This is a genomic window from Aurantiacibacter sediminis, assembly GCF_016019885.1.
GTDB lineage: Bacteria > Pseudomonadota > Alphaproteobacteria > Sphingomonadales > Sphingomonadaceae > Alteraurantiacibacter > Alteraurantiacibacter sediminis.
Window position 1 is genome coordinate 502,788 of record NZ_JAEANY010000001.1, and the last position, 21,728, is coordinate 524,515.

Sequence of the window (21,728 nt, forward strand, 5' to 3'; positions counted from 1 at the left end):
AGGCAAGTAAGGGCAAACGCGCCCTACGGCAACACCGCATCGCGCGTTGCTAAAGCTAATCCAACCCCAGTCGCACGCGGCGGGCGGGCAGGGCATCTTCGGACCCGGCGCGAACATCCGCGCGGCGGCGATCAGCACTCGGGCGCAGGGCGGGGCCGATCGTCCAGATATCCTCCACCCAAACATAGCCATTATAGGTGCTGGGAATTTCCTGAAGCTGTTCGGGCAGGGCGAGGCCGCGCGGGTGATTCTCCACGTCCATCGGGCCGATCACGAGCACGCGTCCGCCATGCTCCTCCATCCGGGCGATGGCGCGATTGGGCCAGCCCCAGAATGCCCATTGCTTGTCCAGCGGCACGACGAGTGTGCGCCCCCGGCAGCTCTGCGGCAGATAGCCGGTCCAGGCATAGGCGACATAATCGCGCGAGCATTCCTCCAGCTCCGGCGCGGTCCACGACCATGCGTCGGGATAATACTCGCGGATGCGCGCAATCACATTCGGGTGGCCGTAGAAAGCATCGCCCATCCGCTCTACCCGGCGGCCCGAGGCTTCCAGCTTCTCGGCAAGCAGGTCCGCTTCTGCCGGATCGCGCGATTTAAAATTGAAGACGATAGCGCGGCGCGACAGCACTTGCAGCGCTTCCTCCAGGGTGGGGATGCGGTTGTCAGGATTGCCGCGAAATGGGAACGTTGCGCCGCCGTCAGCCGTGTAGCCGTAGCCTGCGTCGAGCGCCTGCAATTCCGCCATGCTCGCATCGCGGGTATCGCCGCTGCCATCGGTGCGGCAGTCCAGCGTCCAATCATGAAAAACCGCGATCTCGCCATCGGTAGTGGGCGCAATGTCGAGTTCCACCATCTGTGCACCGACCTGCAGCGTCATGGCCATGGAGGGCAGCGTGTTCTCAAGATAATCGTGCACCGGCTCCTCGATCCGGTCCGCAGTGCAGGTGTCGCGCCCGACGCCTTCCTTGTCATAGAGCTGCGAAACGCCGCGATGGGCGATCAGCTGAGGATTACCCTGCGGCGTCGGCGCAAGCCAGCTGGCATTGACCACGGTCAGGATGAGAAAAGCGACGGCAAGTGCCATCGCGCCGCGATAGAGCCAGATTTTCATGCGAGTAGCGTACGAGCCTTTGTGCAGTCGACCCCCATCTGCGCGATCAGCGCATCCAGATCGTCAAACTTCGCTTCGGGGCGGAGGAAATGGTGAAATTCCACGTCGAGAACTTCGCCGTAGAGATCTCCGGAAAAGTCGAAGAAATGCGGCTCCAGCAATTCCTTGGGCGGATCGAATTGCGGGCGCACACCCAGATTGGCCGCGCCTGTCAGCCCCTGCCCGGTCGAGAGTATTTTGCCGCGCACGGCGTAAATGCCGAAGCGGGGCCGCAGATATTGGCCCATGTCGATATTGGCGGTGGGATAGCCCAATTCGCGGCCCCGCTTGTCGCCATGGATCACTTCGCCGCGCACGGTGAATGGGCGGCTGAGCAGGCTGGTGGCGGTATCGCATTCGCCAGCTTTCAGCGCATCGCGGATACGGCTGGAGGAAATGACCTGCCCACCATCGCCGACCGGGCCGATGGCGCGCGCCTGAATGCCGCAGTCTGCACCGACCTCGCGCAGGACCTGCGTATTGCCGCCGCGGCCTTTGCCGAAGGTAAAGTCCTCGCCCGTGACTACACCCGCCGCGCCGATATGGCTGCCAAGCAGGTCGCGCACGAAGCTCTCCGCTTCCATACTGGCGAGCGCATCGCCGAATTCGAACACGAGCATCGCCGCTGCGCCCGCTTCGGTAAAAAGCTCTTCGCGCTGGTCCAGCCTCGTCAGGCGGAAAGGCGGCACATGGGGGGCGAAATGGCGCACGGGGTGGGGATCAAATGTGGCGACAATCGCCGGGCGGCCTTCGCTTTTCGCCCACTCCACCGCTTCGGACACGACATGCTGGTGCCCGCGATGAAAGCCATCGAAATTGCCGAGCGCGACGATGGCGCCGCGCAAGCTTTCAGGGACAGGATCGCGGTGGGAAAGCCTCATGGCGCCTGCTCCATAGGGGCGATGCCGGCGCGGATGACACGCAGGGCGTTCAATCCCATGATCGCGCGGATTTCGTCCTCTGAAAAGCCGTCTTCTATAAGAGCCTGCGTCACATGTACGATCTGTGCCGTGTCGAAGCGCACTTCCACCGTTCCGTCATAATCGCTGCCAAGCGCGACATGCTCCACGCCGACGAGGTCCGCCACATGGCGCATCGCGGCGACGATGGCTTGCGGCGAAGTGTCGCACACAGCGCCGTCGAAATAGCCGATGCCGATCACTCCACCTGTCGCCGCCACGCCGCGAATCTCATCGTCGGTCAGGTTGCGATTGACCGGGCAGGTCGCCTGCACCCCGCCATGGCTGGAGACCAGCGGGCGGCGCGCCATGGTGATCAGCTCGGCCACGCATTGATGGCTGCAATGGGCGACATCGACGATGACACCCATGCGCTCCATTTCACCCACCATCTCGCGCCCGAAATCGGTCAGGCCGCCCTTATCCTCACCATGCATCGATCCGGCGAGTTCATTGTCGAAGAAATGGGTGATCCCTGCCATGCGCATGCCATCATCATACAGGCGCTGGAGGTTCTCCGCGCGGCCTTCCAGATTGTGCAGCCCCTCGACCGAGAACAGGCCGCCAATAGGGCGACCTGTCGCGTTGCGCTGCTCCAGCAAGGCATCGATATCTTCGGGAGAGCGGATCGTTCTCAGCGCATCGGGAGCTTGATTGGCGGCACGGGTCAGGCGCGATGCGTGCCAGCGCGATCGTTCGAGCAGCGATGTCCAGGTTGACACCGGCTGCAGCTGGCCGATGGCAAGCAGCGTAATGTTGTCGCGCGCGTCGGCGGAATTCTCATCAAAATTGAGGCCCGCAGGCGATTTGGTGACGCTGGAGAATACCTGCAGCGCCACATTGCCATCGATAAGGCGCGGCAAATCCATATGGCCGCGATCCGCGCGCTCCACCGGATCACGCGCCCACATCAGAGTGTCCGAATGCAGATCGACGATCGTCAGCGTTGCATGCAATTCGCGTGCTTCATCGGTAATTTCCGGCAGCGATCCGCCATCGATCACATTCATATTTCGCTCGGCGATACCGGGGGCGAAGATGAAGAAGCCCGCCAGTGCCACGACCAGCACAATGCCAAGACCTTTGAGAAGCCGACCGATCACGTGCGCCGCTCGAAAGTGACGAAGTCGAAAGGCGGAAAGCCTTCAGCCGTGCGCGCTTCGCGCGCCACTTCGACCCAGCTATCGTCATCGGCAGGGCTGCGCATGGTGACATCGCCTTCGGTGTCTTCATGCACTTCGGTGAGTTCGAAAACGGTACCATGATCCCAAAACAGGTCGAAAATCTCCGCCCCGCCAATCACGGAGAAATCCTCATCCCCCACCAAAGCGAGTGCGCCGCCGAGGTCGTGCGCGACTTCGGCACCATCGGCCTGCCAGTCTTCGGATCGCGTCAGCACGATATGGCGCCGACCGGGCAGAAGACCGGGCAGGCTTTCGAATGTCTTACGGCCCATTACCATCGGCTTGCCCATGGTAAGGCGCTTGAACCTTTTCAGATCTTCCGAAATTGCCCAGGGCACGGCGCCATCGCGCGCGATCACGCCATTGATGGCGCGGGCGACGATGAATAGAATTTCGCGATCAGCGGCGTCAGTCAAAACTCAGCCCACCCGGGTGACGTGGCCCATCTTGCGACCCTCGCGCGCCTCGGCCTTGCCGTAGAGATGGAGGTGAGCCTTGGGGTCGGAGAGGTGCTTTGCTACATCCAGCGCATTCGCGCCGATCAGATTGTCCATGACCATCGTTCCGCTCACGCTGGCGGTATCGCCCAGCGGCAGACCGGCGATGGCGCGAATATGGTTCTCGAATTGGCTGGTGACGGCTCCTTCAATAGTCCAGTGGCCCGAATTGTGCACGCGCGGGGCCATTTCGTTGAATAACGGGCCATTCGCCGTGGCGAAGAATTCACAGGTGAGCACGCCGACATATTCGAGCGCTTCGGCGATCTTTTGCGCCAGCGTCCGCGCGGCTTCTACCTGCTCGCCAACGATAGCGGGCGCGGGCAATTCGCAGTGCGCGAGGATGCCGCTGTCATGCCGGTTGCGGGTCGAATCCCAAAATCGCACTTCGCCCTCGCGCCCTCGCACGAGGATAACCGAGAATTCGCATTCGAAGCGGACTTTGCCTTCATAGACACTGCCGCTTGCAGGCACGCGCACGCCGTCCGCTTCATGCGCGCTGGCAATGCTCCACTGGCCCTTGCCGTCATAGCCATCGCGCCGTGTCTTCAGGATGCCGGGCGTGCCGACCTTCTCGATAGCTTCAGCCAGATCGGCATCGTGATCGACCACGGCGAAGGGCGCGGGCAATCCGCCGAGCTCCTCGACGAAGCGTTTCTCGCTCACCCGGTCTTGTGCGATTTCAAGCGCGCGTGTGCCGGGGGCCAGCATACCGGCAGGGATCGCTGAAAGCGGCTCTACCGGCACGTTCTCGAACTCATAGGTCACCACATCGCAGGCAGATGCAAAGGCTGCCAGCGCTTCGCGATCATGCCAGGATGCCTTGGTGAACTGCGCGCTGACTTCGGCTGCAACGCTATGCTCTTCCGGCGAGAAGATATGACAGCGATAGCCCAATTGCGCGGCAGACATCGCCATCATCCGGCCAAGCTGGCCGCCGCCCAAAATGCCGATTGTCGATCCGGGAGCTAGCACCATACCTCCGTCTGCCCTGAGCTTGTCGAAGGGCTGTCCTTACTGTTGCTTCGCTAGACCAAAAAAGCAGTCCTTCGACAAGCTCAGGACGAACGGCAATTGTGATTATTCCTTAGGATGCTGAGCCACTTTGTCGGTCTGCGCCGCGCGCCAGTCTTGCAGCCGCCCTGCCAGGGCATCATCGCCGAGTGCGAGAATCGACGCGGCGAGCAAGCCCGCATTGGTCGCGCCAGCCTCGCCAATCGCAAGCGTGCCGGTCGGAACGCCTGCGGGCATCTGGACAATGGACAACAGGCTGTCGAGACCGCTGAGCGCCCGCGACTGCACCGGCACGCCGAGCACGGGCAGATGCGTGAGCGCGGCGATCATTCCGGGCAAATGCGCCGCCCCGCCAGCGCCTGCGATCACCACCTGAAAGCCTTCTTCCGCCACGCCCTTGCCAAAGGCGTGCAGCCTGTCCGGCGTGCGGTGAGCGGAAACGATGCGCGCTTCGTACGAAACGCCGAGATCATCCAGCACCTTTGCCGCGCATTGCATGGTCGGCCAGTCAGACTGGCTGCCCATCACGATTGCCACTTGTGCGCTCATTGGATCAGGAATCCTTTAAGTAATAGCGTTCGCCCGGCTGCATTGTCGCATCGTCGAATTCGTAGATGATCGGCTGGCCGGTGGGAATTTCGAGACCCGTGATCTCGTCATCGGAAATGTCCGAGAGATGCTTTACCAGCGCGCGCAGACTGTTGCCGTGCGCGGAAATAATCACCGTCTCGCCTTTCTCCAGCTGCGGCAGGATGGTGTTTTCCCAATAGGGCAGCACGCGCTCGATGGTCAGCTTCAGGCTCTCGGTCTGCGGAACGTCGATCCCGTCATAACGCGGATCATTGCCGGGATCGTATTTGTCGCCCTTTTCCATCGGCGGGGGCGGTACGTCGAAACTGCGGCGCCAGATATGCACCTGCTCATCGCCGTGCTTGTCGCGCGTTTCCTGCTTGTTGAGCCCGGTCAGCCCGCCATAATGGCGCTCATTCAGCTGCCAGTTCTTGGTTTCCGGAATCCACAGCCGCTCGCATTCTTCCAGCGCCAGATGCAGCGTCTTGATCGCGCGTTTCTGCACGCTGGTGAAAGCGACGGTCGCGAATACGCCTTTCTCTTTCAGCAGGCGGCCCGCCTCGCGCGCTTCTTCAACGCCTTTTTCGGTGACATCGACATCCCACCAGCCGGTAAAGCGATTGGCGAGATTCCATTCGGACTGGCCATGGCGAACGAGGATCAGTTTGGGCACGGAAAATGTCCTTTAGGTCTTGCGGTCACAGCAAGGCAGGGCGTTAGCCTTCGTCATCTGTCTTGGGAAGAGCTTCGTCGGCCTTTTGCCGGTCTGCCATTTCGCGCGCCTGCGTCTTGCGCCGACGCAGGTTCTCGCGCAACTTGGCGGCCAGGCGCTCTTCGCGGGTCATGTCCTTGCACATAGCCTACCTCTTGCCGCAAGGTGCGTTTCGGCTCAAGCTTGGCTTGACATTCGCGGCGCAGATGACAATAGCGCGCGCCTGCCTGACGGGTAATGAAACGCAACGGTGATTCTTGTCACCTGCCCACAGGACCGGAGCCGCGGTAGCTCAGTGGTAGAGCGCACCCTTGGTAAGGGTGAGGCCGAGAGTTCAATTCTCTCTCGTGGCACCATTTTTCTGAAGGAAAAATGATTGTTTGTTCTCCGCCCGCCCATCCGGGCGTGCGTCCTCGGTGCTGTTCGCTTCGCGGGGACTTCGTTCCCGCTGCGCGGCACCTGCGGGCTTCGCGGTTGCTCGCTGTCGCTGAGCTGCGCTCAGCGATTCTCGCGCTTCAGCCGGGAAGTGTCGCGGAGCACGGGCCATCGGCCCGCAAGCGCGAATGCGCGCCCGGAGCCGCCCCGCAGCGGAGCGGAGGGATTCAGGCGAGGATAGCCTAAGGGAGCGGATGCGACCGCCGGCGCCTGAGGCCAAACAAATTAGATTGCGTCTAGCGAGGACGAACCTGCGGATGCAGGTTCAAGAAGAAAACAAAACGAAACGCCCGCGGAAGAACAACCCTCTTCCCCTCTCCGTGTGTCACTTATAGATATCACCCGATGGACACCGAACCGCTTACCCAGCTCGACCCTTCCTACACCACTGTGATGCGGATCGAGGGGCTGATTACGACCTTACCCTTTGTCATTGGCGCTACGGTGCTTTCGCTTGCGGAGGTGGTGCCTGCCTATGTTCCGGCGATCCCGGTGGTCATTCTTGCAGTTATCCTGATCGGCGTGCTGCCGCTGAAGCGTTATCACTCACGTGGGTATGACATGAGCACGGACCGGCTGCGGGTGGTGAAGGGTGTGCTTTTCCATTCTGACACGGTCGTGCCGTTCAGCCGGGTGCAGCATCTCGACGTGGAGCAGGGGCCGCTTGAACGGCTGTTCGGCATCGCGCGGCTGATCCTGCACACGGCGGGAACGCATAATGCTTCGGTCACGCTTCCGGGCCTGCGGCATGGCGATGCGACGAGCATGCGGGAAGGAATTCGCCAGCATGTGAAGCGGGAATCGATGTGAGCGACAGCGACAGCGAAATCGCGCAGGCCGGCGACACCATTGAGGTGGACGAGTGGCGGCGTGTCAGCCCGCTTTCTGTTGTCGCGCAAGGAGTGCGGACCATCGGGAGCGCGATCATCCCGGCGGCTTTCGTCCTCTTCGCTGCAGCTCGTCAGGAAGACAAGCTCTCCGGCCTAGCGCCTTGGCTTGTCCCGATCCTGGGCCTGATCATCGCGATCAATATCTTGCCAGCATGGCTCAACTGGTATCGGCTGCGCTATCGCATCGGCAGCAGCGATGTGCGGCTGGAGCAGGGCATTATCAGCCGCTCCGCGCGCTCGGTCCCCTACGACCGGATTCAGGATGTAAGTCTCGAGCAGAAGCTGATCCCGCGCCTGTTGGGCCTTGTCGAAGTGAAATTCGAAACGGGCGCAGGCGGCAAGGATGAGCTGACACTGTCTTATGTCAGCGAGGAAGAAGGCGAGCGCCTGCGCGAAGTGGTGCGTGGCCTGGTCGAGGGCGCAGACGAAACTGCCGCCATCTGCGTCGCCAGCGAAGTCCAGCCCGGCGAGCACGTTAGCGTACGAGACACAGGGGATAGGCTTCTCTTCGCGATGCCGCCCCAGCGCCTATTGACGTTCGGCCTGTTCAGTTTCTCGCTGGTGATCTTCGCCGTGCTGGTCGGCGTGGTGCAGCAATTCGAATTCCTACTCCCTTTCGATGTGGTCGATTACATTGCCGACTATTTCGAGGATGAGCGCTATGCCGAGGCAGGTTCGTATATCAGCGGCATGGACACGATAGCGCGCATTGCCGGGATTGCGTGGCTCATTGCATCGGTCGTGCTCGTTGGTCTTGCCAGCGGCGTGGTAAAGACCTTCGTGCGGGACTGGGAATTCCGGCTGGAGCGCACCGCGAAAGGCTTCCGTCGCCGCCGCGGCCTGTTGACCAAAACCGATGTTGTGATGCCGGTCCACCGGGTGCAGGCCCTGATAGTCTCCACCGGCCTGATCCGCCGCCGGTTCGGCTGGCACGGCCTGTCCTTTATCTCGCTGGCGCAAGATTCAGGCAGCGCCAATCATGATGTGGCGCCTTTTGCCAAAATGACGGAAATTGCGCCCATCGCTTCGGAAGCTGGTTTTACATTACCGGAGAGAACCGAGGAGTGGCGCCGGCCCAGCTCTGCGTTTTATTTTGATCGTGGCTTGATCCAATCACTGGTGATCCTGTTGATCGGCCTGGTCGTCTTCATCGTCGCTGCGGCGGAGGCTGAGCGGAACGTTCCTGGCCTCTACATCATCGGCGCGATTGTCGCAGTGCTGATCTCGCTGACTGCCGCGCGGCAATATTATCTGTGGCGCTACGATCGTCATGCGCTCGATCCCGAGCAGGTCCTTTCCCGCCGCGGCTGGCTCGCGCCGCGCACGCAGATCGCCAATCGGGTGAAGCTGCATTCGGTCGAAATCGCCCAAGGGCCGCTTGGGCGCTGGCACAATTATTGTGATCTGGTGTTCGGCATGGCGGGCGGGCGTTTCGCGTTTCGCGGCCTGGCGCTGGAGGATGCGAAGAAATTGCGCGCTGCCGTGCTCGATAGCATTGCGTCGGTCGATTTTGCGCGGCTGCCGAAATAGCTGCTGCCAATCCAACCCGCACAAAAAAAAGGCCCCGGTAATCGCCGGGGCCTCTTCGTTTCTGCGGCCCTGCGGTGATCATTTGATCAAACCGCGTGCATGAGCCGCTCTACTAGTTATCAGTACATCACACCGTAATAGGCATAGACGTTACGTCCGAAATCTTCGTTAAAGCCACTCCGCTCATCCTTCGCGATGCTCGGTGCGTCCTTCAGGCGCGACTTGTCGATATTGACGACATAACCGTTCTTTTCGGTGTCGTAATCGAGCGCGTCCCATGGGATCGGATGGTACTTCTCGTTAATGCCTAGAAAGCCGCCGAAACTCATGACTGAATATTCGACACGTCCGGAGCGTTTGCCGATCATCAGGTGATCGATGCTGCCGAGCTCTTCGCCATCGGTGGCGTAGACCTTCGTACCGCTCACACGGTCGCTTGAAATTAGATCCGCGCTTGCGTCCCGTTCCATCGGGCGTGAACGGTCAAATTGTGCGCGCCGATCCAGCTCGGCGTCGGAAAAGTCGTTACGGTTTCTGAGAGTCTGCTGAGTCATAAAATGGCTCCTCTTTGGTGACCGATGGCGGACGCGATCCTGAGCGGATGCTTGCTTGTGGGCCTACGTCTTGCCTCTGAGAGAGGTGCTCAACCCGGTAATCCGGGGAGCGCGATTGGCCCGCGCCTGTCAACGCCATCGGCGCGTTCAATTAATAAACGGTCAGGCATGAAGTATGTTCCGAGAAAATCTCATTTTTCTCTATGTTTAGCTCCACGATGTCGGTTTTTGGAGTTACGCGCGCAGATCGGACCAATCGGGGTGCTTGTCGAATTGCGCGGCGACATAGGGGCATCCCGGCACGATTTTGAAATCCTGCTCGCGCGCATCGGCGATCATCGCTTCGACAAGTTTGAGGGCGATGCCCTTGCCGCGTGCTTCGGGCGGAGTGAAGGTGTGGTTGGCATTGCGCACGTCTCCATCGCCGCGAGAGACACTGCGCCATGTCAATTCGGCCTTCTGATCCGTGCCTTCTACATCGGCGCAGTAGGCTCCGTGGTTGCCCTCGTCAGTCACGATGATTTCGATATTGGCCATGTGTTACTCCTTCTTGCGCCAAACGCACTGCGAGGCCATGGCGTTCCACCATGCAATTCCTGTCAGACAATGCCGCCCCGGTGCATCCCAAAGTGTGGGAAGCGATGCAGGCGGCAGATAACCCCGACACGCCTTATGATACCGATGCGTTGAGCCGCGAAATGGATGCGCGCTTTTCCGCGCTGTTCGGCCGTGAATGCGCGGCTCTGTGGGTGGCGACGGGCACGGCGGCGAATTGCCTTGCACTCGCGACCATGGTGGAGCCGCATGGAGGCGTGATCTGTCACCGCGAAGCCCATATCGAAATGGATGAGTGTGGCGCCCCCGGCTTCTATCTGCATGGCGCAAAGCTGCTGCTGGCGGCAGGTGAGGGTGCAAAGCTGACGCCTGCCGATATCGACGCCGTCCTCGCCGGGATCACGCGCGGTGTGCACCAGGTGCCTGCCCATGCGATCTCGATAACGCAGGCGAGCGAGTATGGCTTGCCGTACCGGCCCGAAGAGCTGGCGGCCATTGGGGCGATGGCAAAAGAGCACAACCTTGGCTTGCATATGGACGGCGCGCGTTTTGCCAATGCCGTGGCGGCGCTCGGCGGTCCTGCGGTAGAAGTCGCCGGACCCGTCGACGCGCTGAGTTTTGGCTTCGTCAAAAACGGCGGCATGGGCGCAGAGGCAGTAATCCTGTTCGACACCGAAAAGGCAGAACTGGTGCGCTGGCGGCGCAAGCGTGCAGGTCATCTGCAGAGCAAGGGTCGCTATCTCGCTGCGCAGATCCTCGCTATGCTGGACGATGAAATCTGGCTGCAAAATGCTCGCGCTGCCAATGACGCCGCAAAGATCATCGCTGACGAAGCGGGCGACCGGCTGGTCCACCCGCAGCAGATCAACGAGCTGTTCGTCCGCATGACGGCTGGAGAACGCGCGGCGCTGCGCGATCAGGGCTTTGCCTTCTACGATTGGGATGAGACCTGCGTGCGCCTCGTCACCCATTGGGCGAGCAGGCACGAGGACTCTGAAAAGCTCGGCAAGGCCATCGCCGCTTTATGAGCGCCGAGCAGCCGGCCATGCTGAGTTGGCGCGTCATCCTGCCTTTCCTTCTCACCGGAGCGATCTGGGGTTCGACCTGGTATGTGATCACTGGCCAGATCGACGGAGTGCCCGCGGCATGGTCTGTTTTCTACCGCTTCGCTCTCGCCACGCCCGCGCTGTTTTTGGTCGCGGCGCTTATGAAGCGTCGGCTGGCGCTCACCCGGCCTGAGCAGCTTCTCGCCCTCTTTGTGGGTCTCTTCCAATTCAGTGGAAATTTCCTGTTCGTCTATCACGCAGAGCTGTTCGTCACCTCGGGCATCGTCGCGATGATGTTTGCGCTGCTGATGGTGCCAAACGCCATTTTTGCGCGCATCTTTCTGGGAGAGCGAGTGCAGGGTGGCTTCATGATCGGCAGCGCGATTGCGATCGTGGGCGTATGCTTCCTGCTGTTTCACGAATGGCAATCCAATCCCGATGCAGGCGTCATAGGCGGCAATGTGGGCTTTGGCATTTTCCTCGCCCTGCTCGGGATCCTGGCAGCATCCATCGCGAATGTCGTCCAGGCCAACCCCACCGGCCGCGCCGTGCCTATGGTCAGCCTGCTTGCCTGGGCCATGCTTTACGGCACGATTTTCGATTTCGGCTTTGCGTGGGTGACAGCCGGGCCCCCGCCAATGCCGGAGGGACGCGAATATTGGACGGGGATCGTCTATCTGGCGCTGATCGGGTCGGTCGTCACTTTCCCGCTCCATTATAATCTTGTGCGGGAGATCGGTGCGGGACGATCAGCCTATAATTCGATCGTCACGATTTCTGTCGCGATGCTGCTCTCGACTTTGCTGGAAGGCTATCGCTGGACCACGCTCACCGCGCTCGGCATGGCTCTGGCCGTCATCGGCATGCTGATTGCCCTTCGCGCGCGAGGTCAGAAGAGCGTCCAGGTCCAGCAATCGGGCCGCCTCCGCCACGACGTCGATTAGAGCAGATTCAACAGGCCTTCTTTGTAAGTCGGGAACTGCGGCTCCCAGCCGAGTATCCGCTTTGCCTTGCCGTTCGCGACGCGGCGGTTCTCTGCGTAAAAGCCGCGTGCCATGTCCGATAGGCCTGCCTCATCCATCGTCTGCAGCGGCGGGGGATCAACACCCAGCAGACCGCAGGCATGCTCGATCACCCTGTTCTGGCTGCACGGCAAATCATCGCCAAGATTATAGGCGCCGGGCGAAGCATCGCCTTCCATCGCGGCGGTGACGCCGCTGGCAATGTCTTCCACATGCACGCGGCTGAAGACCTGTCCGGGCAAATCGATGCGGTGCGCCTTGCCTTCGCGAATACGGTCGAATGGGGAGCGGCCCGGGCCGTAAATGCCGGGCAGGCGAAAAACGTGCGCAGCCCGATCCAGCCACTTGGCATCGCATTCGGCCCGCGCCGTGCGGCGGCCCGTTCCGGTGGGCGAGCCTTCATCGACCCAAGCGCCGCCGGTATCGCCATAGACGCCGGTTGATGAGAGATAGCCGAGCCGCAGCCCACCAAGATAATCGCCATATCTGGCAAGCACCGGATCGCCGCCATCCTTCGGCGGGACAGAGGAGAGGACGTAGTCTGCCACGCCCAGACTGGCAGTTACTGCGCCTTCATCTTCGAAATCGACATTGCCGTCGCTCCCTGTCGCGAAGACTGTCCAACCGAGCGCTTCTGCCCGATGCTTGATACGCTTTGCAGTGTAGCCGAGACCAAAAATGAACAGATTTGCCATGTCGTGCGTTTAGACCCTCGACACCGCCAATAGAAAGACCAAGTTTCGTATGATGGATATCGCTCGCACACCCTCTTCGCCCGATGGCAACACTGTAATGGCCGATGCCGCGCCCACGCCGCATGAGCCGCCCGTTATCCGGCGCGAGGATTACAAGCCTTTTGAGTGGCTGGTGCCCGAGGTGTCGCTCGATTTCGATCTGGGGCTGGGGTCGACGCGGGTGGTCGCGACGCTTAGCGTTGCGCCCAATGCGAAAGCCGATCCCTCAACGACGATCCGCCTGAATGGAGACGGGTTGGAGCCGCTTGCCGTGCAGGTCGATGGCGAAATAGTCAGCGACTGGTCGATGGACGGCTATGATTTGATCATTCCGCTCACTGGCGAAGGGCATGAACTTCGCGTTACCACCCAGATCAGTCCCGCCGCCAACAGCGCGCTGATGGGCCTGTTTGCCTCGAACGGCATGCTGTGCACCCAATGCGAGGCAGAGGGTTTCCGGCGCATCACTTTCTTCCCTGACCGCCCGGACGTCCTCTCGACCTATCGCGTGCGGATGAGTGGCCTCAAGGCACATTTTCCGGTGCTTCTGTCCAACGGCAATCTGGAAGCGCAAGGCGAAGGCGAAGACGGGACGCATTGGGCCGAGTGGCATGATCCATGGCCAAAGCCGAGTTATCTCTTCGCTCTGGTCGCTGGCGATCTGGTCGCGAATTCGGACAGCTTCACAACCATGTCAGGCCGCGAAGTGGCGCTCAACATCTATGTCCGCGATGGCGATCTGCCGCGCACCGGCCATGCGATGGAGTCGCTCAAGAAATCGATGCGTTGGGATGAGAAGGTGTTCGGACGCGAATACGATCTTGACCTCTTCAACATCGTCGCCGTGTCGGACTTCAATATGGGGGCGATGGAGAACAAGGGCCTCAACGTCTTCAACACCAAATATGTGTTGGCCGACCCGGATACTGCGACCGATGGCGATTTCGACGGTGTCGAAGGCGTCATCGCACACGAATACTTTCATAATTGGTCCGGCAACCGCGTCACCTGCCGCGACTGGTTCCAACTGTCGCTTAAGGAAGGCTTCACTGTGCTGCGTGACCAGCTCTTCAGCCAGGACATGGGAAGCGAGCCGGTCAAGCGGATCGAGGATGTGCGCGTCCTGCGCGGGGCACAGTTCCCCGAAGATTCAGGCCCGCTCGCCCATCCGATCCGCCCGGACAGCTACCGTGAGATTTCCAACTTCTACACCGCGACGATCTACAATAAGGGCGCCGAAGTCATCCGCATGATGCGCAGCATGTGCGGCGAGGAGCGTTTCCGCGCCGGGACGGACCTCTATTTCGACCGCCACGATGGCGAAGCGGCGACTTGCGAGGACTTTGTCAAAGCGATCGAGGATGGCGCGGAGCTGGACCTCGAGCAATTCCGCCTCTGGTACAGCCAGGCGGGCACGCCGAAAGTCTCCGTCCGGCTTGAGCATGATGGCGATACGGCCACCCTGCACCTGTCGCAGGACGTGCCGCCAACACCCGGCCAGCCCGAAAAGCAGCCCATGCCTATTCCGCTGCGCATTGCCCTGTTCGACAGGGAATCAGGGAAACACGATGGTGAACAACTGATTACGCTCACCAAAGCTCAAGATAGCTTCAGTTTCGAGGGGTTCGCTACAAAACCCGTGCTCTCCATCAATCGCGGCTTTTCCGCTCCCGTCGTCATCGAACGCGACATTGCGCAGGACGATCTGGTCTTCCTCGCAGCGCACGATGACGATCCCTTTGCCCGCTACGAGGCTTTGCAGGATCTGGTCGTCGGCCATTTGAAAGATGTGATCGACGGCAATCTGGATGATAGCGAGCGCGACACGGGCAGGCAGGCAATCGCCGCTGCCATTTCCGCTGTGCTGGACGATGAGCACATCGACGATCTGATGCGCGGCGAAATGCTGTTGCTGCCGAGCGAGGGCTATCTTGCCGAAACCATGCTGGTCGCCGATCCCGGCGCGATCCACGAAGCGCGGCAGGGGCTGAGAGCTTATCTCGGAACGCAGCTCGAAGAGGCGTGGAAGGCCCTGCACCAACGCGCCTCATCCGTGCCGTTTTCGCATGATGCAGAGGCTCGCGGCGCGCGCAAAGTAAAAACGCATGCGCTTGCCTATCTCGCGGCTGGCGATGTCGACGGCGTTCAAGAGCTCGCATGGGAGCAATATTCGAGCGCTGACAATATGACCGATCGGCAGGGCGCTTTGATGGTCTTGTGTAATCTCGACGGGCCGGAGCGGACCCGCGCACTGCTCGATTTCTATAATCGGTACAAGGACAATGCGCTGGTCATCGACAAATGGTTCAGCCTCCAGTCGATGTCGCTGCATCCCAATGCGATCGAGCATGTGAAGGCGCTGGCTGACCATCCGCAGTTCACGCTGAAAAACCCCAACCGCGTGCGCTCGCTCTACATGGGCTTTGCGGTCAATCCGCAGGCGTTTCACGATGCGAGCGGCGAGGGGTATCGCATGATCGCGGACCTGATCCTCCAACTCGATCCGATCAACCCGCAGACTGCCGCGCGGTTCGTCACCCCGCTGGGCCGCTGGCGGCGGATCGAGCCCAAACGCTCGGCGCTGATGAAAGCGGAGCTGGAGCAGATTGCCGCGGCGGGCGATCTCTCGCGCGACACGTCCGAGCAGGTGAGCCGCAGCCTTGGCTGACCAGCGTGAGATCCTTCGCGCCGATGTACTGGATGGCACACCGCATGGCACCCCGCATGGCTTTCTGACCGGAGTAGGCCATACGGGCGAGCCGGACCCGGCATTGCTGGTGCCGGGCGGCAAGCTGGTTCTCACCAAGCAGGTTCATTCGGCGAAAGCGATTGCTGTCGAAAGCCCGTATCCGGATCACGCGCGGCCGGAAGTCGACGGCCTCGTGACAAAGACCCCCGGCGTCATACTTGGCATTGTTACAGCCGACTGCGCGCCCGTGCTATTCGCTGACATCGACAACGGTGTGATCGGCGCGGCGCATGCCGGTTGGCGCGGGGCGCATTACGGCGTGTTGGAAGCCACGGTTCGCAAGATGGAAGAACTCGGCGCAGAACGCACCAATATTGCAGCTGCCATCGGCCCGACCATTGCCGAAGAGAATTACGAAGTCGGCTTCGATTTCTACGAACAATTCGAAGATCGCCATGCCGATTTCTTTCGCCGCGGTCGCCCCGGCAAATGGCATTTCAACCTGCCTGCCTATGTCCTCTGGCGACTCGAATCGCTCAATCTCGGGCAGGTCGAGGACTTGGGTGTCGACACTTACGCCAATCCCGAACGCTTTCATTCCTATCGCCGCGCGACTCATCAGGGCAAAGCCCAAGACGGGCGGCAATTCTCCCTGATCGGCCTGCCCGACTAGGCAAACGCCTCATCCTTGCGAAATATCGCCAAATTACCCCCAAAAGGCGGGTTGGCATTGGCGCTGCGCTCGTCTATCAGCCGCGCCAGACTGCTGTGACGCGTGCGTTGTTAGCGCCACATTGCAGAGATGATTTCTAGCGAGCCTGAAGAGGAACCCTTCTCAACGGCTCAGCATGCAAGGCAAGGATATGGCAACCACTACGGGCAATCCTGAAACCGGCGAGACGACCACCAAGGATGGTGTGCGTCGCCGCGACTTTATCGAAATCGCCGCCGTTTCGGTGGCGGGTGTGGGCGGCCTTGTGATGGTCTATCCGCTGGTCAGCCAAATGGCACCGTCGGCAGACGTGCTCGCTGCCAGCACGACCGAGCTCGACATCAGCACGCTTGAAGCGGGCCAGGCGATTGTCACCGAATTCCGCAAGCAGCCGGTGTTTGTGCGCCGCCTGACGCAGGCCGAAATCGACGAAGCGAATGCTGTGCCGACTGGGTCTTTGCGCGATGCCGAGTCGCTGGAAGACCGCACGCAACCCGGACATGAAGACGTATTGGTAGTCATGGGTGTCTGCACCCACCTTGGATGTGTGCCGCTGGGAGCCGTCACCGGTGAGAACAAAGGCGAATATAACGGCTATTTCTGTCCGTGCCACGGTTCGCACTACGATACCGCAGCGCGCATTCGCAAAGGTCCGGCACCGACCAATCTGCTGGTCCCCGATTATACTTTCGCATCCGACACGACGATCGTGATCGGCTAAGGCAAGCAAGAGGCAAGAACATGAGCTTTCCCTGGGCCAAGGAATACCAGCCGGCCAACGGCTTCACCAAGTTCCTCGACGAGCGTCTGCCCGTTCCGCGCCTCGTCTATAATGCCGTAGGCGCCGGTTACCCGGTCCCGCGCAACCTATCCTATTTTTGGAATTTCGGTGTTCTCGCCGGCTTTTGTCTCATGCTGCAGCTGGTCACAGGCATTGTGCTCGCAATGCACTACGCCGCTGAAACGACTGTCGCCTTTGCCTCGGTCGAGCACATCATGCGCAACGTCAATTGGGGCTGGATGCTGCGTTATGCGCACGCCAACGGTGCCAGCTTCTTCTTCCTGGTGATCTACATCCACATTTTCCGCGGCCTGTTTTACGCATCGTACAAGCCGCCACGCGAAATGATCTGGTTGATCGGTGTGGTCATCTTCCTGCTGATGATGGCAACCGCTTTCATGGGCTATGTCCTTCCCTGGGGCCAGATGAGCTTCTGGGGTGCGCAGGTGATCACCGGTCTGTTCAGCGCCATTCCGCTGGTCGGTGAGTCGCTGCAGGTCTGGATCCTGGGTGGCTATGCACCGGACAATGCGGCGCTCAACCGCTTCTTCAGCCTGCACTATGTGCTGTCCTTCGTGATCGCCGGCTGTGTGGTGCTGCACATCTGGGCGCTGCACATCCCGGGTTCGAGCAACCCAACCGGCGTCGAAGTTAAGAGCGAAAGCGACACCGTGCCGTTCCACCCGTATTACACGGCAAAGGATGGGTTCGGCCTCGGCATCTTCCTGCTGATCTATTTCGCTTTCGTATTCTTCCTGCCGAACGTGCTGGGTCACCCGGATAACTATATCGAGGCAAACCCGCTTTCGACGCCGGCACTCATCGTTCCGGAATGGTATTTCTATCCGTTCTACGCGATCCTGCGCGCCTTCACCTTCGACTTCATCCTTCCGGCGAAGCTGTGGGGTGTGCTGGCCATGTTCGCATCGATCCTGGTGTGGTTCTTCCTGCCGTGGCTGGACAAGGGCCCGGTTCGCAGCGGCCATTATCGTCCGCTGTTCCGCAAGTTCTTCTGGTTCGGCCTCATCCCGTGCATGGCCATGCTGTTCTTCCTGGGCGGCGCGCCTGCTGCAGAACCTTACGTGATGCTGAGCCAGATCGCGACCGCATACTACTTCCTGCACTTCTTGGTCATCCTGCCGATCATCTCCTCGATCGAGCGTCCTGACCCGCTGCCCTATTCGATCACCGAAGCGGTGCTGGGCTCGGACAAGAAAGCTGTGCTTGGCGAAAATGCCGAGCCGGTGGCCACCTGAAGCGTAAGGCTAGGGGAAAGATAGAATTATGATCCGCCTCGTTGGTATCCTTATCGGTCTCGGCTTTACGCTGGTCGCCCTCATTTCCTTCGGCGTCGGTGCCTACACCGCCGCCACGGAAGAGGTCGCGCCGAACCCGTCCTATGAATTTCACCTCGAAGCTGAAGCGCCCGCAGGCGGTTTTTCATTCGATGGCCCGTTCGGCCGCTGGGATATCGCCCAGCTTCAGCGCGGCTATCAGGTCTACAAAGAAGCGTGCGCTGCCTGCCACAGCCTGGAATATGTGGCCTTCCGCAACCTTGCGGACCTCGGCTATTCGGATGCGCAGATCAAAGCCGAAGCAGAAACCTACACGGTCCCGCGTTATGACGAGGAAACTGCCGAGGTTGTGCGCGAGCCCGGCCTTCCGACGGATCAGTTCCCGCCAGTGCCTTATGCCGGTCTTGGAAATCCGCCTGACCTTTCGCTGATGACCAAGGCTCGTCACGATGGCACGAATTATGTCTACGCGCTGCTCACCGGTTACGAAGATATGTCGACCTTCGAGAAAGATGGCGTGGTCCTAAGCGAAGCCTATCCCGATTTCGAAATCGGCAACGGTCTCTATTTCAATCCGTACTTCTACGGCTTGGGCATCGCGATGCCAGCGCCGCTGCGGGACGGTCAGGTGACCTATGCAGACGGTACCGAAGCGACGGTTGACCAGATGTCGCAGGACATTGCGGCATTCCTCACCTGGACTGCCGAGCCGACAATGGTCCAGCGCAAGCAGACCGGCTGGTGGGTGCTCGCCTTTACGCTGTTTGCTACGATCCTTGCCTGGTTTGCCAAGAAGCAGATCTGGGCGGACATCAAGCCGAAGCGCAAAGACGACTGATCGCGCATTGGGTCCTGACGAACTCAAGGGCCTGATCCGCACGGTTCCGGATTTTCCGAAATCCGGCATCCAGTTCCGCGATATAACGACGCTCCTCGCCCATGGCGAGGGGCTGGCCGGCTCTATAAAGCAAATGGCGGCGATTGCTCGTTCGCTCGATGCCGATGCGGTCGCGGGAATAGAAGCGCGCGGGTTCATTTTCGGCACTGCACTCGCGCTAGAACTCGAACTCGGCTTTGTCCCGCTGCGCAAAGCCGGGAAGCTGCCCGTCGAAACTATCGGCGAGGACTATGCGCTCGAATACGGCACAGCGCGGCTTGAGCTCGACCCCACGCTCGTGAGTGATGGCGAGAAAGTGCTGCTTATCGACGATCTTCTGGCCACGGGCGGCACCGCAATCGCCGGGGCGCGACTTTTGCGGCGCGCCGGAGCAGTCGTGGAACATGCACTTTTCGTGATCGACCTGCCCGAACTGGGCGGCGCACGCGCTTTGGCAGATGAGACACTAAAGACGCACAGCGTCATTTCTTTCGAAGGCCACTGAGGTTTCTCGGAAAGTATCCCGCTCCCATGCATTATGGTGCTACCATCGCTTCGGGTGATGAGGCGAGCGCACAGGAAATTTCATGGAATCACAGGCGCTCACAATTGCCATTATCGGCGTTTTAGGCATTGGTGCACAATGGGTGGCTTGGCGAACTGGCTGGCCTGCGATCGTCTTGATGCTGGCCGCCGGCTTCATCGCCGGGCCCATTTTTGGCTATTTCGGCTTCCGCCTGCTCGATCCCGTCGGCGCTTTCGGTGATCTGCTCGAGCCCATGGTAGCCATCGGTGTTGCGCTGATCCTCTTTGAAGGCGGGCTGAGCCTCGATTTTCGCGAACTCAAGAAATACGGCAGCGGTGTCGGGCGACTTGTCTTTGTCGGTGCTCCGGTCGGTTGGCTGATTGGCTCGCTTGCGGCCTATTACATCGCCGGACTCGTATGGCCGGTCGCGATCCTGTTCGCGGGCATCCTCATTGTGACCGGACCCACGGTGGTTATCCCGCTGCTGCGCCAATCGGCCGTGCAGCAACGCCCCGCCGCGCTGCTGAAATGGGAAGCCATCGTCAACGATCCCATCGGCGCGCTGTGCGCCGTCATTGCGTACGAATATTTCCGCGTCACCGTGCGCGATGGCGGGACGGCTTTTGAAGTCGTGCCCTGGATTGCTGGCGCAGCGCTCGCGTCCGGCATTATTGGTTGGGCCGCGGCAAAGGTCATCGCCTGGAGCTTCCCGCGCGGCTACGTGCCCGAATATCTGAAAGTGCCTGTGCTTCTCGTCGCCGTGGTCGGCGTATTCGTGCTGTGCAACGCAATCGAGCATGAAGCAGGTCTCGTCGCAGTGACGGTGATGGGCATCGCGCTTGCGAACATGCATGTGTCCAGCCTGCGCAGCATCCACCCGTTCAAGCAGAACATCGCGGTGCTGCTGGTGTCGGGTATTTTCATCCTGCTTTCAGCCTCGCTCGACCTGACCGAGCTGACTTATCTCAATCCGCTCACACCGTCCGGCTTCAGGCTTTACATGTTCCTGCTCGCGCTCCTGTTTCTGGTACGCCCGCTCACCATTCTCATCTCGCTGCTCGGCAGTTCGGTCCCGTGGAACGAGCGGCTGTTCCTCGCCTGGATCGCGCCGCGCGGTATCGTGCTTGTAGCAATCAGCGGCCTCTTTGCGCTGCGGATGAGCGATCTGGGATATGGCGACGGGTCGATCCTGATCGGGCTCAGCTTCGCCGTCGTGGTGGTGACTATCGTGGCACACGGATTCACGGTGAATATCGTTGCCAGATTGCTCGGCGTCAAAGGCGCGAGCCGACCGGGCGTCCTCATTGCAGGTGCCACGCCCTGGACAATTTCACTCGCAGAAAAGCTTCATGAACTCGATACCCCGGTAATGATCGTGGATCCTTCATGGCAGCGTCTGAAGCCCGCCCGCAGCCGCGGCTTGCCCACCTATCACGGGGAAATCCTGAATGAGGCGACCGAGCATAATCTCGACCTAACGCCCTTCCAGTCGCTGGTCGCCGCAACCGACAATGAAGCATACAATGCACTCGTTTGCGCGGAATTCGCGCCCGAAATCGGTACCGACAAGGTCTATCAATTGGGCGAAGGCGCCGATGAGGACGATCACCGCGCCATCCCGGCGAGCTTGCGGGGGCGCGCGCTCTTCGCATCGGGGTGGGGCGTGGATGAAGTGCAGCAGCGCCAGAGCGAGGGCTGGGTATTCCGCTACACAAAACTGTCCGAGCAGTTCAATCTGGAAGATGCGCTCAATACCCTGCCCGAGTCTGCCGATATGCTGATGCTGATGAAGCCCAATGGCGAGCTCGTTTTCTTCACCCATGCCGCCGCGCCGGAACCGCAGCCGGGAGATTCGATCATCTCCTTCACTCCGCCGCGGGAGAAAAGCGAAGAGCGCATTGCTAAAAAGACCACGAAGAAAATCGAACAGGCGGCAAAGCGTGATAATGATCCAGACCCGCAGCCAGCCTGATACGCCAGAATGATGATACGG

General features: G+C 60.5%; 22 protein-coding genes and 1 tRNA gene. 12 read left to right on the forward strand and 11 right to left on the reverse strand.

The window, feature by feature from the left end:
* Positions 1-55 precede the first annotated feature (55 nt).
* The 8 genes from I5L03_RS02620 to I5L03_RS02655 all read right to left on the reverse strand — a co-directional run bounded on the left by I5L03_RS02620 (position 56) and on the right by I5L03_RS02655 (position 6,234).
* Entirely contained in the window at positions 56-1,114 is a 1,059-nt protein-coding gene (locus I5L03_RS02620; RefSeq protein WP_197920137.1) for a glycerophosphodiester phosphodiesterase family protein, read from the reverse strand.
* Complete coding sequence (locus I5L03_RS02625) at positions 1,111-2,034, reverse strand: bifunctional riboflavin kinase/FAD synthetase (RefSeq protein ID WP_197920138.1); 924 nt, start codon at positions 2,032-2,034, stop codon at positions 1,111-1,113. Before I5L03_RS02625 ends, I5L03_RS02620 begins: the two co-directional genes overlap by 4 nt.
* Positions 2,031-3,212 carry a dipeptidase gene (locus I5L03_RS02630; RefSeq protein WP_407647598.1) on the reverse strand — a complete coding sequence of 394 codons (1,182 nt, stop codon included), beginning with the start codon at positions 3,210-3,212 and terminating at the stop codon, positions 2,031-2,033. The genes I5L03_RS02625 and I5L03_RS02630 overlap by 4 nt, the downstream gene beginning before the upstream one ends.
* Positions 3,212-3,712, reverse strand: a complete 501-nt coding sequence (locus I5L03_RS02635) for a dihydrofolate reductase (RefSeq protein ID WP_197920139.1) — start codon at positions 3,710-3,712, stop codon at positions 3,212-3,214. Before I5L03_RS02635 ends, I5L03_RS02630 begins: the two co-directional genes overlap by 1 nt.
* 3 nt (positions 3,713-3,715) lie before the next feature.
* Positions 3,716-4,768: a 5-(carboxyamino)imidazole ribonucleotide synthase gene (locus I5L03_RS02640; protein WP_197920700.1), complete on the reverse strand. Its 1,053-nt coding sequence runs from the start codon at positions 4,766-4,768 to the stop codon at positions 3,716-3,718.
* 105 nt (positions 4,769-4,873) lie between these two features.
* Entirely contained in the window at positions 4,874-5,356 is a 483-nt protein-coding gene (purE, locus tag I5L03_RS02645; protein ID WP_197920140.1) for a 5-(carboxyamino)imidazole ribonucleotide mutase, read from the reverse strand.
* Between the two features lie 4 nt (positions 5,357-5,360).
* On the reverse strand, positions 5,361-6,050 hold the full coding sequence (gene gpmA / locus I5L03_RS02650) for a 2,3-diphosphoglycerate-dependent phosphoglycerate mutase (protein WP_197920141.1): 690 nt from the start codon (positions 6,048-6,050) through the stop codon (positions 5,361-5,363).
* Between the two features lie 43 nt (positions 6,051-6,093).
* Positions 6,094-6,234 carry a hypothetical protein gene (locus tag I5L03_RS02655; RefSeq protein WP_197920142.1) on the reverse strand — a complete coding sequence of 47 codons (141 nt, stop codon included), beginning with the start codon at positions 6,232-6,234 and terminating at the stop codon, positions 6,094-6,096.
* A 136-nt stretch (positions 6,235-6,370) separates the two neighbouring features.
* Here I5L03_RS02655 and I5L03_RS02660 point away from each other — a divergent pair.
* The 3 genes from I5L03_RS02660 (at position 6,371) to I5L03_RS02670 (ending at position 8,944) form a co-directional block, all read left to right on the forward strand.
* Positions 6,371-6,445: transfer RNA gene (locus I5L03_RS02660), tRNA-Thr, on the forward strand.
* A 424-nt stretch (positions 6,446-6,869) separates the two neighbouring features.
* Positions 6,870-7,334, forward strand: a complete 465-nt coding sequence (locus I5L03_RS02665; RefSeq protein ID WP_234034998.1) for a PH domain-containing protein — start codon at positions 6,870-6,872, stop codon at positions 7,332-7,334.
* Positions 7,331-8,944 carry a PH domain-containing protein gene (locus tag I5L03_RS02670; protein WP_197920143.1) on the forward strand — a complete coding sequence of 538 codons (1,614 nt, stop codon included), beginning with the start codon at positions 7,331-7,333 and terminating at the stop codon, positions 8,942-8,944. The genes I5L03_RS02665 and I5L03_RS02670 overlap by 4 nt, the downstream gene beginning before the upstream one ends.
* A gap of 119 nt (positions 8,945-9,063) precedes the next feature.
* Here the strand turns inward: I5L03_RS02670 and I5L03_RS02675 are convergent, their stop codons facing one another.
* Both I5L03_RS02675 and I5L03_RS02680 read right to left on the reverse strand, forming a co-directional pair.
* Positions 9,064-9,498, reverse strand: coding sequence for a PRC-barrel domain-containing protein (locus tag I5L03_RS02675; RefSeq protein ID WP_325100050.1), 435 nt, complete (start codon positions 9,496-9,498; stop codon positions 9,064-9,066).
* 234 nt (positions 9,499-9,732) lie between these two features.
* Complete coding sequence (locus tag I5L03_RS02680) at positions 9,733-10,035, reverse strand: GNAT family N-acetyltransferase (RefSeq protein WP_197920144.1); 303 nt, start codon at positions 10,033-10,035, stop codon at positions 9,733-9,735.
* A gap of 50 nt (positions 10,036-10,085) precedes the next feature.
* On the opposite strand from I5L03_RS02680, the gene I5L03_RS02685 reads away from it, so the two are divergent.
* Together I5L03_RS02685 and I5L03_RS02690 are read left to right on the forward strand one after the other, a co-directional pair.
* On the forward strand, positions 10,086-11,081 hold the full coding sequence (locus tag I5L03_RS02685; RefSeq protein ID WP_197920145.1) for a threonine aldolase family protein: 996 nt from the start codon (positions 10,086-10,088) through the stop codon (positions 11,079-11,081).
* Complete coding sequence (locus tag I5L03_RS02690) at positions 11,078-12,043, forward strand: DMT family transporter (RefSeq protein ID WP_197920146.1); 966 nt, start codon at positions 11,078-11,080, stop codon at positions 12,041-12,043. Before I5L03_RS02685 ends, I5L03_RS02690 begins: the two co-directional genes overlap by 4 nt.
* Here the strand turns inward: I5L03_RS02690 and I5L03_RS02695 are convergent.
* Positions 12,040-12,816 carry a Rossmann-fold NAD(P)-binding domain-containing protein gene (locus I5L03_RS02695; RefSeq protein WP_197920147.1) on the reverse strand — a complete coding sequence of 259 codons (777 nt, stop codon included), beginning with the start codon at positions 12,814-12,816 and terminating at the stop codon, positions 12,040-12,042. The genes I5L03_RS02690 and I5L03_RS02695 overlap by 4 nt on opposite strands.
* A gap of 52 nt (positions 12,817-12,868) precedes the next feature.
* On the opposite strand from I5L03_RS02695, the gene pepN reads away from it, so the two are divergent.
* The 7 genes from pepN (at position 12,869) to I5L03_RS02730 (ending at position 21,707) form a co-directional block, all read left to right on the forward strand.
* Positions 12,869-15,523: an aminopeptidase N gene (gene pepN, locus I5L03_RS02700; protein WP_197920703.1), complete on the forward strand. Its 2,655-nt coding sequence runs from the start codon at positions 12,869-12,871 to the stop codon at positions 15,521-15,523.
* Positions 15,516-16,217, forward strand: a complete 702-nt coding sequence (pgeF, locus tag I5L03_RS02705; protein ID WP_197920148.1) for a peptidoglycan editing factor PgeF — start codon at positions 15,516-15,518, stop codon at positions 16,215-16,217. Before pepN ends, pgeF begins: the two co-directional genes overlap by 8 nt.
* A gap of 190 nt (positions 16,218-16,407) precedes the next feature.
* Positions 16,408-16,977, forward strand: coding sequence for a ubiquinol-cytochrome c reductase iron-sulfur subunit (gene petA, locus I5L03_RS02710; protein WP_197920149.1), 570 nt, complete (start codon positions 16,408-16,410; stop codon positions 16,975-16,977).
* A 20-nt stretch (positions 16,978-16,997) separates the two neighbouring features.
* Entirely contained in the window at positions 16,998-18,293 is a 1,296-nt protein-coding gene (locus I5L03_RS02715; RefSeq protein ID WP_197920150.1) for a cytochrome b, read from the forward strand.
* A gap of 28 nt (positions 18,294-18,321) precedes the next feature.
* Positions 18,322-19,170, forward strand: a complete 849-nt coding sequence (locus I5L03_RS02720) for a cytochrome c1 (RefSeq protein WP_197920151.1) — start codon at positions 18,322-18,324, stop codon at positions 19,168-19,170.
* Positions 19,171-19,177: 7 nt separating this feature from the next.
* A complete protein-coding gene (locus tag I5L03_RS02725) occupies positions 19,178-19,714 on the forward strand; it encodes an adenine phosphoribosyltransferase (protein ID WP_197920152.1) in 537 nt (178 codons plus the stop codon).
* An 82-nt stretch (positions 19,715-19,796) separates the two neighbouring features.
* Positions 19,797-21,707, forward strand: coding sequence for a cation:proton antiporter (locus tag I5L03_RS02730; protein WP_197920153.1), 1,911 nt, complete (start codon positions 19,797-19,799; stop codon positions 21,705-21,707).
* Positions 21,708-21,728 lie beyond the last annotated feature (21 nt).

Coding starts and splice junctions, on each gene's coding strand:
- I5L03_RS02675 (WP_325100050.1), bottom strand. CDS start 9,498: ATGACTCAGCAGACTCTCAGAAACCGTAACGACTTTTCCGACGCCGAG.
- I5L03_RS02690 (WP_197920146.1), top strand. CDS start 11,078: ATGAGCGCCGAGCAGCCGGCCATGCTGAGTTGGCGCGTCATCCTGCCT.
- I5L03_RS02665 (WP_234034998.1), top strand. CDS start 6,870: ATGGACACCGAACCGCTTACCCAGCTCGACCCTTCCTACACCACTGTG.
- I5L03_RS02685 (WP_197920145.1), top strand. CDS start 10,086: ATGCAATTCCTGTCAGACAATGCCGCCCCGGTGCATCCCAAAGTGTGG.
- purE (WP_197920140.1), bottom strand. CDS start 5,356: ATGAGCGCACAAGTGGCAATCGTGATGGGCAGCCAGTCTGACTGGCCG.
- I5L03_RS02680 (WP_197920144.1), bottom strand. CDS start 10,035: ATGGCCAATATCGAAATCATCGTGACTGACGAGGGCAACCACGGAGCC.
- petA (WP_197920149.1), top strand. CDS start 16,408: ATGGCAACCACTACGGGCAATCCTGAAACCGGCGAGACGACCACCAAG.
- I5L03_RS02655 (WP_197920142.1), bottom strand. CDS start 6,234: ATGTGCAAGGACATGACCCGCGAAGAGCGCCTGGCCGCCAAGTTGCGC.
- I5L03_RS02625 (WP_197920138.1), bottom strand. CDS start 2,034: ATGAGGCTTTCCCACCGCGATCCTGTCCCTGAAAGCTTGCGCGGCGCC.
- I5L03_RS02720 (WP_197920151.1), top strand. CDS start 18,322: ATGATCCGCCTCGTTGGTATCCTTATCGGTCTCGGCTTTACGCTGGTC.
- I5L03_RS02620 (WP_197920137.1), bottom strand. CDS start 1,114: ATGAAAATCTGGCTCTATCGCGGCGCGATGGCACTTGCCGTCGCTTTT.
- I5L03_RS02695 (WP_197920147.1), bottom strand. CDS start 12,816: ATGGCAAATCTGTTCATTTTTGGTCTCGGCTACACTGCAAAGCGTATC.
- pepN (WP_197920703.1), top strand. CDS start 12,869: ATGGATATCGCTCGCACACCCTCTTCGCCCGATGGCAACACTGTAATG.
- I5L03_RS02715 (WP_197920150.1), top strand. CDS start 16,998: ATGAGCTTTCCCTGGGCCAAGGAATACCAGCCGGCCAACGGCTTCACC.
- I5L03_RS02730 (WP_197920153.1), top strand. CDS start 19,797: ATGGAATCACAGGCGCTCACAATTGCCATTATCGGCGTTTTAGGCATT.